This is a genomic window from Streptomyces roseus (assembly GCF_001044425.1).
Classification (GTDB): Bacteria; Actinomycetota; Actinomycetes; order Streptomycetales; family Streptomycetaceae; genus Streptomyces; species Streptomyces roseus.
Map to the genome: position 1 here is coordinate 1 of NZ_LFML01000056.1, position 12,835 is coordinate 12,835.

The window sequence follows — 12,835 nt, forward strand, 5'->3', positions numbered from 1 at the left end:
GTCCAGCCGGTTCAGGACCCGCAGCGCGTCCAGGTCGACGATGTCGACGGTGGAGGAGGCGACGCAGGCCACGTACGCGAGCCGGCCGGTGGGGTCGGTGGCGCTGGTGGGGTGGGGAAGAGAGCGCATGGAAGCACCTCGTGATGTGTCGTACGAGCCGATGGACGCCGTCTGCTGCCGCCGGCCGGGGCCGGCCGGGGCCGACCAGGGCCGCGCGAGGGCATGCCAGGGCGGGCGGGGGCGGCAGCGGGCCCGCCGCTATACGCGCAGGACCGCCAGCCGTGTGAGGAGTTCGCGGGGTGAGGGCGGATCGGGTCCGCCGGACCGGCCCGGCGCGCGGGCCGCGCCCCCGAGCGGCGCGGCGTCGCGGGAACCGGCCGGTCCGGCGCCCAGGAACAGCAGCGTGAGCCCGCCGAGCACGGCCAGGCACACCGACATCGGGTCCATGCCGGTGCCCGCGGGCGGGGTCTCGGCCGCCGGGCTCCGGTCGCCGGGGGTGCGGACCGCGTGGCCCGGGGGGTGCTCGGCGGTGTGGCCCGGGGGGTGGTCGGCGGTGTGGCCGGCCGCATGCCGGGCCGAGGCAACGGAGGCGACCGCGGTCGCGTCCTCCATGGCGTGGGACCGACTCGGATGGCCCAGGGTGTGCATGGTGACGATGCCCAGGAGCAGCGCAGCGAACAGCAGCAGCCGGGGCCACCGGGCGGCTCGCTGTGCGGTGCGCTGGGCAGGGCGCCTCATGCCGGGAACCCTACCCCGGGTGGGTATGCGATCGTAGGACCGGGTCCGCCGTGTTGAGGATGATGCGCAGTATGGCCAAACGTCCCGAAAAGGGTCTTTCCGCCAGGAACCCGTGGCCGGTCGCCCTCCTCATCGGCTTGGGCGCCGCCGCGTACACCGCCTGGGTGCTCGAAGTCGTGCTCTCCACCGGCCTGAACCCGATCGAGACGTACGTCAGCGAGCTGGCGGCCCAGGACCAGCCGCTCGGCGGGCTGTTCCGGGCCACCGACTTCACCGCGGGCCTGCTCGCCTTCGCGGGCGGTCTGCTGGGCCTCGCCCGGCAGCTGCGGGACGGATCCCGGCGCCCCTGGTCCGTGGCCGGCTGGGCCGGCGTCACCCTGTTCGGCGCGGCCACCGCCGCCGACGCCTGGCTCCCGCTCAGCTGCACGCCCACCGCGGACCCCGTGTGCGCCGCCCGGGAGACCGCCGGCCTGGTCCCGGCCACCCACCAGGCGCACGCCGTCAGCAGCAGCCTCGCCATGACCGGCGCCCTCGTCGGGATCGTCGCCCTCACCATCGCGGCCCGCCGCTACCGCCGGCTCGCCCCGCTCGCCCGCTACGGTCCCGCCCTCGTCGTACTGGAACTGCTGGCCACCGTCTGGACCCTGACCGCCATCGCCCTGTTCACCGCCGGGCGCGGTACCTGGGCGCTCGGCGCCGGGCAGCGGACGCAGGTGCTGCTGGTGGCGTTCTGGCTGGGCCTGCTCGCGTACTCCGTCCACGAGGAGCGGCGCACATGACGACCGGCCGTTTCGTCCGGGTGGACGAGATGCCCCTGCACGTCGTCGTCGAGGGGAGCGGACCGCCCGTGGTGCTGAGCGCCGGGCTCGCGATGGCCTGGTTCGACTGGGATCCCGTCGCCGCGCTGCTCGTCGCGCAGGGCCGTACCGTGATCCGCTTCGACCGCCCCGGGCACGGGCTGAGCGGCCCGGCCACCGCCCCGCCGACCGCCGCCGGGGAGGCCCGCCGGATCGCCGGGCTGCTCGACGCGCTCGGTCTCGGCGCCCGCCCGGTCACCGTCGCCGGGCACTCGATCGCCGGGTTCCACGCCGAGGCCTTCGCCCGGCTGTACTCGGAGCGCACCGCCGCCTTGGTCCTGGTCGACACCAGCATCGAGGAGCACCCCCGTACGGCGTTGCCCGCCGGGGCGCGCACCGGCGCCGCGCGCGTGCTCGGCCGGGCCCTGACCCCCGCGGGGCTGCCCGCGGCGCTGGGTCCGCTCGCGCGGCGCGCGTGCGTACGGGCCTCCCGCACCGCGGGCCCGGACCCGGCCGCGCGGGACCTCGTACGGCGCGTCTACCGCACCGGCCGGGTCTGGCGCGGCGCCCTGCTGGAGAACGCCCGCTACCCCGACACCGCCGCCGAGGTGCTCGCGCTGCGGACCGGGCACCCGCTGGCCGCCCCCACCACCGTCCTCGCGGGGTACGACGGCTCGTCGCGGCGGGGAGCCCTGCGCTGGCTCACGCGCCAGGCGGAGCTGGCCGCCCGGCTCGGCGCCCGCTTCGAGGTGGCCGAGCCCGCGGGGCACCTGGTCATGCTGGACCGACCGGACCTGGTGGCGCGCGCGGTCCTGGACGCGGATCAGCGGCGGGCGTAGACCTTCTCCACGAAGCCGGCCGGTTGCTCCTCGAAGAGGTGCTGGGCCAGGTCGGCCTCGCTGATCATGCCGACCGGCTTCTTGTTCCTGATGACGGGCAGCCGCTTGATCTGGTGGCTCTCCATCTCCTCCAGGACGTCGGTGACGTCCGCGCCCGCGTCGATCCAGCGCGGCGTGCCGCGGGCCATGTCACCGCAGGTGACCTTCGCCGGGTCGTGCCCCATGCCCTACTGCGTACCGGGCCGGTCGCGGTCGCGCCCGTCCCGGGCGTTCCCACGCGGCCGAGCACACGCCCGTACGGGTGAGAGGACGCCTCCCCCCACCGTACGAGCGCGTCCCGTCACCCGCGCGGCGCGGCCCCGCGCTGTTTCAGCATGTCCGCCATGAGGGTGAGCTCCGACTGCTGCGCCTCGACCATGCCCCGGGCCAGCGCCCGCTCGGCGGGGGTCTCGCACTGCTGCGCGCAGCCCTGGGCCATCGCGACCCCGCCCTTGTGGTGGTCGGTCATCAGCTGGAGGTAGAGCACCTCCGCGTCCCGGCCCTCGGCGGCGCCGAGCTGCGCGAGCTCCTCCTTGGTGGCCATGCCGGGCATGAGCGCGCCGGGCTTGGTGGTGGCCCCGCCCATGTCGTGGCCGGCCATGTCGTGCCCGGACATGTCGGATCCGCCCATGTCGTGCCCGGCGTGGCCGTCCGCGGACCCCATCCAGGACATCGGCGGCTCGCCGGCCACCACCTTCGGCAGCCCCCACAGGTCCAGCCAGCCCAGCAGCATGCCCCGCTGGTTGGCCTGGGTGTTGGCGATGTCGTACGCGAGGCCGCGCACCGGCTCGTCCTTGGTGCGGTCCCGCACGATGAACGACATCTCCACCGCCTGCTGGTGGTGCACGGCCATGTCCCGGGCGAAGCCGGCGTCCGGGGAGTGGAGCCCCGGCGCGCGGGCCGGCGTACCGGAGCCGTCGCCGTGCCCGTCCCCGCCGCTCGCCGAGGCGACCGTGGCCGCCACGGCGAACAGCAGCGCCAGCAGGACGGCCGTGCCGGCCGCCCAGTATGTACGGGTCACTTCTCGGCCAGCCCGTTGGTGCAGGCCGCGCCCGGCTCGGGCGTCTGCGGGCCCTGCACGTACTTGGTGAAGAACTGCGCGACCCGGGGGTCGTCCGCCTTGTCCACCGTCAGCTGCTTGCCCCAGGCGCTCAGCATGATCGTGCCGGCCTGCTCCTTGACCGGGCTCATCAGCGTGTACGGGGTCTTGGCCACGGTCGCGGCGAGCGCGTCGACGTCGCCCTTGGCGGCCTTCTCGCCGTACGTCACCCAGACGGCGCCGTGCTCCAGCGAGTGAACGGCGTTGACCTCGGGGATCGCGTTCTTGTAGACGTCACCGTTGCAGTTCATCCAGCGCGGGCTGTGGTCCCCGCCGACCGGCGGGTTCATCGGGTACTTCACCGGGGTCTCGACGTGGTTGCGGCCCAGGGTCTTCGCGTCCCAGGTCTGCTCGCCGTTGACCGGGGCCTTGGCGGCGGCCACCGCGGCGTCCTTCTTCTCCTTCTTGTCGATCATCACCCACGCGCCGAAACCGACGAGCGCGGCGACGACGGCAACGGAGGCGGTGATCGCGAGGGCCTTGTTGCGCCGGTCGCGGGACTGCTCGGCGCGGCGCATCTCGGCTATGCGCGCCTGGCGGGAGTTGTTGTCGTGCGAGGTCCTGCTGGCCATGTGCCCTGAATCCTTCTGCGGAGGGGGGTGGAGGGATGGATCCGGTGGAGCGCGGTACGGCGCCCGGACCCGTCAGGTCCGCAGCACTTGGAGGGCGTGGAGATCGGGGGCGCGGGCGAGCGTCCCGTGCGGCCGGGCGGGCCCGCCGCCGGCGGCGCGCGCGACCGGATCCGGGGCGGAGCCGGGCACGGCCTGGGCGGGCGGCGGGGCGGGCAGCACGCCGGGGGCCACGTGCGAGAAGGGGGAGCAGCCCGGCGGCTCGTCGGGCGCGACGCAGACGGCGCGCGCCCCGGGGTCGGCGGCCGGGGCGGCCAGGGCGGCCAGGGTGGCCGGGGTGGCCGGGGTGGCCGGGGTGGCCGGGGTGGCCGGGGTGGCCGTACCGGCCGCCGCCCCGCTGACCTGCACGGCGTGCGGCTCGCCCGGCCGTACGCACAGGAACAGGGCTCCGAACAGCACCGACAGGGCGACGACGATGACGGCACGCCGACGTACGTGGCGCCCGATCCGCCCGCGTCGTATGTGCTCCCGGCCCCCCATGGGCGCAGATGGTAATGCTCACGGCGGCCCTGAGGTCAGTGCGGGGGTGCCACGAGCTGTCGAGGATGCGTAATGTGGCGGAAACCGCGGCTGGCGATACTTGGCCCGCCCGACTGTGCCCCCACCACTCGGGGCAGTGGTGCACAGGCCGTCTGAACTGCGAGGATGAAGGCATGGACAAGCAGCAGGAATTCGTCCTCCGGACGCTCGAGGAGCGAGACATCCGGTTCGTGCGCCTGTGGTTCACCGACGTACTGGGCTTCCTGAAGTCCGTCGCGGTCGCCCCCGCCGAGCTGGAGCAGGCCTTCGACGAGGGCATCGGCTTCGACGGCTCGGCCATCGAGGGCTTCGCCCGGGTCTACGAGTCCGACATGATCGCCAAGCCGGACCCCAGCACGTTCCAGATACTGCCGTGGCGCGCGGAGGCCCCCGGGACCGCCCGGATGTTCTGCGACATCCTGATGCCGGACGGCTCTCCCTCCTTCGCGGACCCGCGCTTCGTCCTCAAGCGCATCCTGAACAAGACCTCCGACCTGGGCTTCACCTTCTACACCCACCCGGAGATCGAGTTCTTCCTGCTGAAGGACAAGCCGCTGGACGGAACCCGCCCGGTGCCCGCGGACAACTCCGGCTATTTCGACCACACTCCGCAGAACGTCGGCATGGACTTCCGCCGCCAGGCGATCACGATGCTCGAATCGATGGGCATCTCGGTCGAGTTCAGCCACCACGAGGGCGCCCCGGGCCAGCAGGAGATCGACCTCCGCTACGCCGACGCCCTCTCGACGGCCGACAACATCATGACGTTCCGCCTGGTGATGAAGCAGGTGGCGCTGGAGCAGGGCGTCCAGGCCACCTTCATGCCGAAGCCGTTCTCGGAGTATCCCGGCTCGGGCATGCACACCCACCTCTCGCTCTTCGAGGGGGACCGCAACGCCTTCTACGAGTCGGGCGCCGAGTACCAGCTCTCGAAGGTCGGCCGCTCCTTCATCGCGGGCCTGCTGCGCCACGCCGCGGAAACGGCGGCGGTCACGAACCAGTGGGTGAACTCCTACAAGCGCATCTGGGGCGGCTCCTCCCGCACGGCCGGCTCCGGCGGCGAGGCCCCCTCGTACATCTGCTGGGGCCACAACAACCGCTCGGCCCTGATCCGCGTCCCGATGTACAAGCCGGGCAAGACGGGCTCCTCGCGCGTCGAGGTCCGCTCGATCGACTCGGGCGCCAACCCGTACCTGACGTACGCGGTCCTCCTGGCGGCCGGCCTCAAGGGCATCGAGGAGGGCTACGAACTCCCGGCGGGCGCCGACGACGACGTCTGGGCCCTCTCTGACGCCGAACGCCGCGCGATGGGCATCGAACCCCTCCCGCAGAACCTCGGCGAGGCCATCTCCCTGATGGAACGCAGCGAACTGGTGGCGGAAACCCTCGGCGAGCACGTCTTCGACTTCTTCCTGCGCAACAAGAAGCAGGAATGGGAGGAATACCGCTCGGAGGTCACCGCCTTCGAACTCCGCAAGAACCTCCCGGTGCTGTAACCGCAGGTCAGCGCACCTGCCAGAGAAGCCCGACACTCCGGGCCGACGGTCACCGACCGCCGGCCCGGAGCCGTCTCATTCGTCCTGGGCCGTCTGTGGGCCGTCAGGCGCGGAATCGACATCGCCGTAGAGGCCGTCGACTGCCTTTCGGGCCCGTCCGTCGGCCCCCTCCATCAGGTGGGTGTAGACGCGGAGCGTGAACCCGGGGTCGGTATGCCCGAGGTAGGTACTGAGCGCCTTGACGTTCTCCCCGCTGTGCAACAGGACAGACGCGTAAAAGTGCCGCAGTGCGTGCATCCCGTGCTCCCGGGCGGCCTGGTGGCGCTCGCCCGCCCGCGGCTGCGGGATAACGCCGGCCTGGACGAGCGCCACCTTCCAGACCCGGGTGTTGAAGTCGGTCCGGCGCACGGCCCCGCCACCCGACAGTGAGAACAGCAGTCGCTTCGTCACAGGCGGCCCGTCCGGCCGAAGCCAGGGAAGCGTCACGTCGACCGGCGGGAACTCTTCTCGGTGGTCGCGGAACGCCTCAGCCACGCGGCGGGGGAGTGGCACCTTGCGCTCCTTGCCGCGCTTCGGCGGCGCGAAGACCAGATGGCCGTTGACGACCTTGACCTGGTTGACCACGTGCAGCCACTCGCCCTCGAAGTCGTCGGGGTCGTCGGGAAGCCCGAAGATCTCCCCCTGCCGCAGACCGCAGCCCCCGCCGGCATCGGCCATCGCCTGGTACTGCTTCGGCAGCGCGGCCCGTACGGCGAAGAGCCGCTCGCGCGTCCACGGTGTGACCCGCGGCGCCGCGGGAGCCGGCGGCCGGACACTGCGCGCTCGGCACGGATTCCGGGCCAGATATTCGTCGTCCACCGCCGCGGAAAGTACCGACGAGACGCTGGCGAAGATGACCCGGCGGTACGAGGACGCCGGAACCGCGACCTCCAACTTGCTCAGCCAGTCGCGAATGTGCTCCGGCCGGAACGAGTCGAGCGGCCGGGTCCCCATGTAGGGGAAAGCGTGCTTCCGGAGCTGTACTTCAACGGGTACGCGGGTCGTGGGGTCGGTCGTCTGACTGGCGAGCCACTTCTCGCCGTACTCCCGGAACGTGGTCCGGCCGGCGGCGGGGTCAATGTACTGCTGCCGTGACATGTCGACTTCGATGTGGTTCAGCCACTGCTCGGCAAGGCGCTTCTGCTTGTCCGGGAAGCTCTTGGACTTCTCGGTACCGTCGGGGCCGATGTAGCGGGCCCGGTAGCGCAGGCCGCTACCGTAACGCTCGGTTTTGACCCGCTTGGGCTTTCCGTCGGCCCCGTCCTCCGTCTTGAACCAGCGGTCTTGGATGTGTCCAGCCACGTACGGCCTCTCTGGAGATGCGAGGGAGGGCGGGCCCATCGCGGGCCCGCCCTCCTGTGGTCGGTTCTAGGCGGCCTGGCTGAGGTCAGCGGTCATCTGCTGGTCGATCCAGGCCTGTACGGCGTCGGGGTGGTAGCGCACGTGCCTGCCCACACGGAATCCGGGCGGTCCGGTGCGCTTCTTGCGCCACTGATAGACCGTCTCGACGGGCACGTCGAAGAGCTCGGCGAGAGTCTCGGGCTTGAAGAATCGGGGCGGAATGGCGTGCAGGTCGATCCCCTCCGTTCAGGTTGGGTCGGAGACCCCTCCGAGATGCCCGCTACCGCCGCTACTCCGCTACCGCGCAGGTCAGGGGCCTGTTTCGGGTAGCGGATCGGGTAGCGGTAGCGGATCAGTGAGCCGCTCGGCGGGACGGGCTGGCGGCGCGGGTAGCGGGTCTCTCCCGCTACCTCATGTGGCGCTGCTACCGCTGGCGGGCGCACTGACCTGCGGGGTAGCGGCGGTAGCGCTGGTAGCGCTCCTCAGGAGAGGGGAGCCGGGGGCGGGCAGTACCGGGTCCATGCGTCCAGCAGATCGGCGGCGTAGTAGCCCTTCAGTACGGCGCCGCCCATCTTGATGTTGCGAGCGACCACGGGGCGACTGTCGGCGGTGGTGTACTCGCGCAGCATCTGACCGAGCCCGCGGGCGTCCAACGGACGGCCGTTGATGTCGCCCCACGGCGCCTCGTCGAGTGCTCGGAGCTGCTCCAGCACGGCCGAGGTGGGCAGCCGGGGCATGTCGCCGAAGACCTGGTCGCGGAGATCGGTCAACAGGCGGACTCCGAGGCTGGCTTTGTCGTCGCTCTGCGCGGCGGTCACCATCTCGACGCACGCCGAGCGGGCCCGCTCGGGCCAGTTGCCTCCGGCGGCGTCCGCGACGGCGAGCAAGGGCTCCCAGACGTCGGCCGGCCGGTCGGTGACTCCGTCCGGCATGACGGGGAAGGCCCCACCGACGCGCTCGCGTACGGCGTCGGCCCAAGCGGCGAGCCGCTCGCGCAGGGCGTGTCCCTCGGTGGTGTGGAGCCGCGCCCTGAAGGGTTCGGCGTGCTCGTTGCGCGCACGTCGGCGCATCCGGACGATGACGGACCGGGTCAAGATCGTGTCGGGGAGCGAGCCCAGCCCCGCGACGGCAACGGCGCAGTACGAGGGGAAGGGCACAACGGTCTGGTTGCCTCCATCGCCGACGCACCGGTACATGACCCCGCTGCGCCGGTGTCCTGCGTTGATGAAGCCGCGGAGTTCCTCGTTGTCTCCGGCCTTGGGGCCGAAGACGGTGTCGATCTCGTCGAAGAGGACGGTCGGGCGACCGTCCCCCATGGAGACCGCGCGGAAGAGCGCGGCGGCGGAGGCGTTGACGGCCACCATCGGCGTGGGCACCAGGGTCTCGACGATCTCCAGCGCGCGGGACTTGCCGGACCCCGGCTCCGGGGAGAGGAACGCCAGGCGTGGAGTCGCGTCGAAGCAGTCGAGGAGGTGTGCGTGCGCGTCCCAGAGCGTCACGGCGACGTAGGCGGCCTCGCTGGGAAAGACGTTGAAGCGTCGGTGGAAGGCCTCCACCTCGTTCAGCAGGGCGGCGCCGTCGATGGTGCGCTGCTCGGTCATGCGGCGTTCCTCCTGTCGTTCAGGGCGTGCCGCGGGGGCACGGCGGGGTGCGGGTTCGGGCGAAGAGCTGAAGGGACGCCCTGACGGGCGACGACCTTCGGCGCACCACTGCCGACGGCGGCGGGCGCCGGTTCGGCGGAGCTGATGCCGTCTGGGGTACGGGCGGGGCCTTCCCAGCGGGCATGGGGGTGGGGGGCTCATGCCGTCTCCCGGGCGCGGACCGTGCGGGCGGAGCTGTCGAGGGCGCTGCGGATGGTGGCGCGGCACTCGGCGGCGGTGAGTCCGCGCCCCTCCCCTGCCGCTTGGAAGGCCTCCTCTACCTGGTGGCGGGGGAGGTCGCCCCATGCGACGAAGCGCCCCACCTTGAAGGCGCTGCGGTTGAGGGTGTTGTTCGCCTGCTTCGGCGGAGCGGCCCGTACGGCGTCGCATTCCCGCTCCAGTGCTGTGTTCGCGGCGAGGCTGCCGCTGACGGCCGGGAGCCGCAGCGGCAGCACCGGCGCGGTGGGCTTCGGCGGATCGAGCAGGTCGGGGATCCAGGTGGGCAGCTCCGCCATGGGCGCGGGGTCGATGACCTCGTACGTTCCAGCGGGGGTGGTGCTGCCGGGTGCGACGACGTATCCGCCGTGGGCGCGGGTGTCGATGAGCGGGCCGAGCCTGCCGGCCGTGTTCCCGAGCCGGAGTCCGGCCGGGGCGGTGAAGTACAGGTGTTGTCCGCCGCTGGGGGTCCGCACTCGGTAGGTGGCGGGGGCGGCCTGTCCGGCGCGCTCGCAGAGCGCCTTGAAGGTCGCCGCGCCGTCAGGCGCGTCGCTTCTGCTGTTCGCCTTGGGCTGGTCCAGGTCCACCACGACCAGCCCGGCCGGGCCGGTCGCGATGCCGACGTTGTAGGGCTTATGCGTCCAGCACCGGACGATCGCGGCCCGGTCGGTGGTGGCCCGCTGCTCCCACTTCACGTGCCCACCCGAGCAGGGGCCGGTCAGGGGGCACTGCTGCTCGCGGTGGAGGGCGGGGCGCTTGTCTTTGGGGCGGAGGGGGAAGACGGGCCAGCCGTGGGCGGCGGCGGTGAGGGCCGCCGCTAACAGCGAGGGCTGGGGCTCTCGCGGGTTGGGGGTGGGTTGGGTCATGCTGGGTGCCTCCGGGTCTTGAGTGGATCGGGAGATGAGGGCGGCCCCGGACTTTGGCGAGACGGGGGCCGCTCTCGGCGCATCTAGGCGACGTCCAGGGCGAGCTGGGCCGCAGCCGGGCTCGCGGTCACGGTGGTGAGGGTGGCGAGCAGGGCGTGGTAGGCGTGTGCGGCCTGGTGGATGACGACGCCGTTTCCGAGGATCTTGAGCTGGTCGGAGCGGGACAGGCCCAGGTCCGGACTGGTGACCCAGCCGGGGGCGGCGCCCATCATCCATTCGACGAAGGCCGGGGACAGCCGGCGGTTGCCCTTGGTGCCCGCCTCGGTCGGCTCCGGCGCGGGTCGTCCGAGGACGGCTTCCCATCGGTGGATGGCAGGGCCGTAGTCGGTGCCGTTGGTCGCCAGCCACGCGCCGTCGAGGCGGACGGCCTGGCCGGGCAGGTAGTAGTTCCCGGCCCGGTCGCGCTGATTCGGCCCGCCGTGCGGCCCGTCCGACGCCTTCGGCGTGGGCAGCAGGTTGACCACCACCTCGTTCAGCGGGCGGGAGTTGGTGTCCAGGAGGTTGGAGGCGCCGGACTTCCAGTCCCGGGCCGCCGGGGTGGGCAGAAGCGTCACCGCCGTGCGCAGGTTCATCCCGCCCCTGCGCTTGGGGGAGGTGCCGGGGCCGCCGGTGCCGTCGGCGGCGGCCGGAGTGGGCAGCAGGGTCAGGTTTCCCTCGGGGGTAGCAAGAAGACCACTTCGTCCTCCAGCGTGGGCCCGTGCCCGCCGGCCTTGCGTTTGTCCGGGTGCTGCGGTCCCCCGTTCCGTCCGAGCTGTGAGGTGGGGGTCTTCAGCAGCGGGATAGGCGACGGCGAACCAGCGGTCGCGCCGGTGGCAGGCTCCGACCTCGGGATCTCCAGCTCGAAGGCACATCCACCGCGCGTCGTACCCGATCGCGGCCATGTCGGCGGCGACGGTGTCGAGTCCGCGGCTTCGGATGGCGGCGACGTTTTCCAGGAACACGAGGCGGGGTCGAAGGTGGCGAATGGCGTGGGCGATGGTTTTCCACAGTCCCGAGCGGTCACCGGCGATTCCTCCCCGAGGTCCGGCGTTGGAGATGTCCTGGCAGGGAAACCCGGCCGTCAGCGATACCGGGTGCGGCAGCGAAGCGGCCAGCGCCGCCCAGTCCACCTCGGTGAGATCACCCAGGTTGACGGCGCCGGGCATACGGGCGGCGAGGAGCCGGGACGCGGCCGGGTCCTTCTCGCCGACCATGACCGTGGGCAGGCCGGTGACGGATTCCACGGCCAGGTCCAGCGCACCGGACCCGGTGCACAGGCTGATGTTGCCGCCCTCCGGCGGAACGTGGATGGGATGGGTCATGCTGGAGTCCTCCAGTAGGTGCTGGAAGAAGGCGGCCCGGACTTTGGCGAGACGGGGCCGCCTTCGGCCTGTCAGTGACGGGTGTGGTCGGTGGCCAGGCCCGTGAGGCGCTGGGCTTCCTCCGGGGTGATGGCGCGGTAGCGAACGCTCACGCGGCATCCCGGGTGCGGGCAACGGACGGTGCGCTTGCCGACGAGCAGCGCGGCGGCGTCCGCGATGCGCTCGCTCAAGGGCAGGGTGGTGCGGCCCATAGGGCTTCTCCTCAGTGGGGTTACGGTCAGGCGGCGAAGAGGTCGAGAGGCCCGTCCTGCGGTCCGGGCGGGCGCAGCTCGGTGACCGCAGTCCGGCGCGGGGCCGCGGTGTTGGGCCCGTCGTTGTGGAAGCGCCAAGTCCCGACGTCGTACTGGGGCTTGTCCCTGGCGGGAAGGGTGTAGCGGCGGGGCTGGTCGGGGTTGCCCGCGTTCCGGTCCTCGGCGCACACCTTGTGGACGGGCTCGCTCGCGTGGGAGCGGAGCGGGGTGGGCCCGCCGCAGAGCACGCACGGCAGGTCCCGGGTCCGGTCGTAGTGGCTGGCGTCGCCCCAGTTCAGGTACTGGTACGCGGCCACGCCCGGCTACCGGCGGCCGACGCTGCCGGTAGCGCGGCCGAACAGGCCGGTCGCGGTGATGTGCTGCGTGATGTGCGTGGACGCCGAAGCACGACGAGTCCGGCCCAGGAAGAGGGCAGCGCCGCCAGCGGCGATCAGCGCGACGGCGGCCCAGAGGGCTTCGGTCAGGGCGATCAGGCCCGGGGCGGCGTAGGCGAGGCCTACGGATGCGGCGCCGATGCCTCCCCCGACGGTCGGGGCGAGCAGGGCGGTGGTCTTTGCCCACATCGGGATCCGCTGGACCAGAACCGGGGCCGGCTCGGTGGGGGCGGTGGAGGTGTAGGCGAGGGTGCGGGCGCCGCTGGGGAGGGTGACGACCTGGACGCCGGGCGGCATCTCGGCAGGCAGCATCTGCGGCTCGGGAACGGCGGGCGGGTAGAGGACGGCTTCCCCGTACCGGAGGGGTACGGGCGGAGTCTCGTGGGACATGGCAGGGCTCCCTGGGGAAGAGGGCGGGGCCCGTGCCAGGTGGCTCGGGCCCCGCTCGGGTGTGGGTGTCAGAGGTGCCACATGGGGGGTGTCAGACGTGTCAGACACCCGTCTGACACCCCTCGCGCACGCGTATGACCT

Annotated in this window: 15 protein-coding genes and 1 pseudogene; 3 read left to right on the plus strand and 13 right to left on the minus strand. The window is 72.4% G+C overall.

Going from position 1 to position 12,835, the window contains the following annotated elements; all coding sequences use genetic code 11:
• Positions 1-258: 258 nt before the first annotated feature.
• Positions 259-738 (minus strand): hypothetical protein, encoded by a 480-nt coding sequence (locus ACS04_RS14905; protein WP_048477076.1) that lies wholly within the window; start codon positions 736-738, stop codon positions 259-261.
• Positions 739-809: 71 nt separating this feature from the next.
• On the opposite strand from ACS04_RS14905, the gene ACS04_RS14910 reads away from it, so the two are divergent.
• Both ACS04_RS14910 and ACS04_RS14915 read left to right on the plus strand, forming a co-directional pair.
• The gene (locus ACS04_RS14910) at positions 810-1,517 is read left to right on the plus strand and encodes a DUF998 domain-containing protein (protein WP_048477077.1); all 708 of its coding nucleotides are present in this window, start codon (positions 810-812) and stop codon (positions 1,515-1,517) included.
• Entirely contained in the window at positions 1,514-2,374 is an 861-nt protein-coding gene (locus ACS04_RS14915; protein ID WP_048477078.1) for an alpha/beta fold hydrolase, read from the plus strand. The genes ACS04_RS14910 and ACS04_RS14915 overlap by 4 nt, the downstream gene beginning before the upstream one ends.
• On the opposite strand, the pseudogene ACS04_RS14920 reads toward ACS04_RS14915, so the two are convergent.
• The 4 genes and pseudogenes from ACS04_RS14920 to ACS04_RS14935 form a co-directional block, all read right to left on the minus strand.
• Positions 2,359-2,595: pseudogene (locus tag ACS04_RS14920) on the minus strand (CBS domain-containing protein); the annotation flags it as partial. The gene ACS04_RS14915 and the pseudogene ACS04_RS14920 overlap by 16 nt on opposite strands.
• A gap of 119 nt (positions 2,596-2,714) precedes the next feature.
• Complete coding sequence (locus ACS04_RS14925; RefSeq protein WP_048477080.1) at positions 2,715-3,434, minus strand: DUF305 domain-containing protein; 720 nt, start codon at positions 3,432-3,434, stop codon at positions 2,715-2,717.
• Positions 3,431-4,084, minus strand: a complete 654-nt coding sequence (locus ACS04_RS14930; RefSeq protein WP_048477081.1) for a thioredoxin-like domain-containing protein — start codon at positions 4,082-4,084, stop codon at positions 3,431-3,433. Before ACS04_RS14930 ends, ACS04_RS14925 begins: the two co-directional genes overlap by 4 nt.
• A 72-nt stretch (positions 4,085-4,156) precedes the next feature.
• Entirely contained in the window at positions 4,157-4,621 is a 465-nt protein-coding gene (locus tag ACS04_RS14935) for a hypothetical protein (protein WP_048477082.1), read from the minus strand.
• A 173-nt stretch (positions 4,622-4,794) separates the two neighbouring features.
• Here ACS04_RS14935 and ACS04_RS14940 point away from each other — a divergent pair, with 173 nt between their 5' ends.
• Positions 4,795-6,156 (plus strand): glutamine synthetase family protein, encoded by a 1,362-nt coding sequence (locus tag ACS04_RS14940; protein ID WP_030156261.1) that lies wholly within the window; start codon positions 4,795-4,797, stop codon positions 6,154-6,156.
• Between the two features lie 75 nt (positions 6,157-6,231).
• Here the strand turns inward: ACS04_RS14940 and ACS04_RS14945 are convergent, their stop codons facing one another.
• The 8 genes from ACS04_RS14945 to ACS04_RS14980 all read right to left on the minus strand — a co-directional run bounded on the left by ACS04_RS14945 (position 6,232) and on the right by ACS04_RS14980 (position 12,694).
• On the minus strand, positions 6,232-7,497 hold the full coding sequence (locus ACS04_RS14945) for a tyrosine-type recombinase/integrase (protein ID WP_048477083.1): 1,266 nt from the start codon (positions 7,495-7,497) through the stop codon (positions 6,232-6,234).
• A 66-nt stretch (positions 7,498-7,563) separates the two neighbouring features.
• Positions 7,564-7,773, minus strand: a complete 210-nt coding sequence (locus tag ACS04_RS14950) for a helix-turn-helix transcriptional regulator (protein WP_048477084.1) — start codon at positions 7,771-7,773, stop codon at positions 7,564-7,566.
• 245 nt (positions 7,774-8,018) lie between these two features.
• Positions 8,019-9,137 carry a DUF3631 domain-containing protein gene (locus ACS04_RS14955; protein ID WP_048477085.1) on the minus strand — a complete coding sequence of 373 codons (1,119 nt, stop codon included), beginning with the start codon at positions 9,135-9,137 and terminating at the stop codon, positions 8,019-8,021.
• A gap of 197 nt (positions 9,138-9,334) precedes the next feature.
• Positions 9,335-10,258 (minus strand): bifunctional DNA primase/polymerase, encoded by a 924-nt coding sequence (locus ACS04_RS14960; RefSeq protein ID WP_048477086.1) that lies wholly within the window; start codon positions 10,256-10,258, stop codon positions 9,335-9,337.
• A gap of 83 nt (positions 10,259-10,341) precedes the next feature.
• Complete coding sequence (locus ACS04_RS14965; RefSeq protein WP_048477087.1) at positions 10,342-11,619, minus strand: DNA cytosine methyltransferase; 1,278 nt, start codon at positions 11,617-11,619, stop codon at positions 10,342-10,344.
• Between the two features lie 71 nt (positions 11,620-11,690).
• The gene (locus ACS04_RS14970; RefSeq protein WP_048477088.1) at positions 11,691-11,870 is read right to left on the minus strand and encodes a hypothetical protein; all 180 of its coding nucleotides are present in this window, start codon (positions 11,868-11,870) and stop codon (positions 11,691-11,693) included.
• Positions 11,871-11,896: 26 nt separating this feature from the next.
• Complete coding sequence (locus ACS04_RS14975; RefSeq protein ID WP_048477089.1) at positions 11,897-12,226, minus strand: hypothetical protein; 330 nt, start codon at positions 12,224-12,226, stop codon at positions 11,897-11,899.
• Positions 12,227-12,232: 6 nt separating this feature from the next.
• Complete coding sequence (locus tag ACS04_RS14980; protein WP_048477090.1) at positions 12,233-12,694, minus strand: hypothetical protein; 462 nt, start codon at positions 12,692-12,694, stop codon at positions 12,233-12,235.
• Positions 12,695-12,835: the final 141 nt, after the last annotated feature.

Coding starts and splice junctions, on each gene's coding strand:
- ACS04_RS14905 (WP_048477076.1), bottom strand. CDS start 738: ATGAGGCGCCCTGCCCAGCGCACCGCACAGCGAGCCGCCCGGTGGCCC.
- ACS04_RS14910 (WP_048477077.1), top strand. CDS start 810: ATGGCCAAACGTCCCGAAAAGGGTCTTTCCGCCAGGAACCCGTGGCCG.
- ACS04_RS14915 (WP_048477078.1), top strand. CDS start 1,514: ATGACGACCGGCCGTTTCGTCCGGGTGGACGAGATGCCCCTGCACGTC.
- ACS04_RS14930 (WP_048477081.1), bottom strand. CDS start 4,084: ATGGCCAGCAGGACCTCGCACGACAACAACTCCCGCCAGGCGCGCATA.
- ACS04_RS14935 (WP_048477082.1), bottom strand. CDS start 4,621: ATGGGGGGCCGGGAGCACATACGACGCGGGCGGATCGGGCGCCACGTA.
- ACS04_RS14940 (WP_030156261.1), top strand. CDS start 4,795: ATGGACAAGCAGCAGGAATTCGTCCTCCGGACGCTCGAGGAGCGAGAC.
- ACS04_RS14955 (WP_048477085.1), bottom strand. CDS start 9,137: ATGACCGAGCAGCGCACCATCGACGGCGCCGCCCTGCTGAACGAGGTG.
- ACS04_RS14960 (WP_048477086.1), bottom strand. CDS start 10,258: ATGACCCAACCCACCCCCAACCCGCGAGAGCCCCAGCCCTCGCTGTTA.
- ACS04_RS14965 (WP_048477087.1), bottom strand. CDS start 11,619: ATGACCCATCCCATCCACGTTCCGCCGGAGGGCGGCAACATCAGCCTG.
- ACS04_RS14970 (WP_048477088.1), bottom strand. CDS start 11,870: ATGGGCCGCACCACCCTGCCCTTGAGCGAGCGCATCGCGGACGCCGCC.
- ACS04_RS14980 (WP_048477090.1), bottom strand. CDS start 12,694: ATGTCCCACGAGACTCCGCCCGTACCCCTCCGGTACGGGGAAGCCGTC.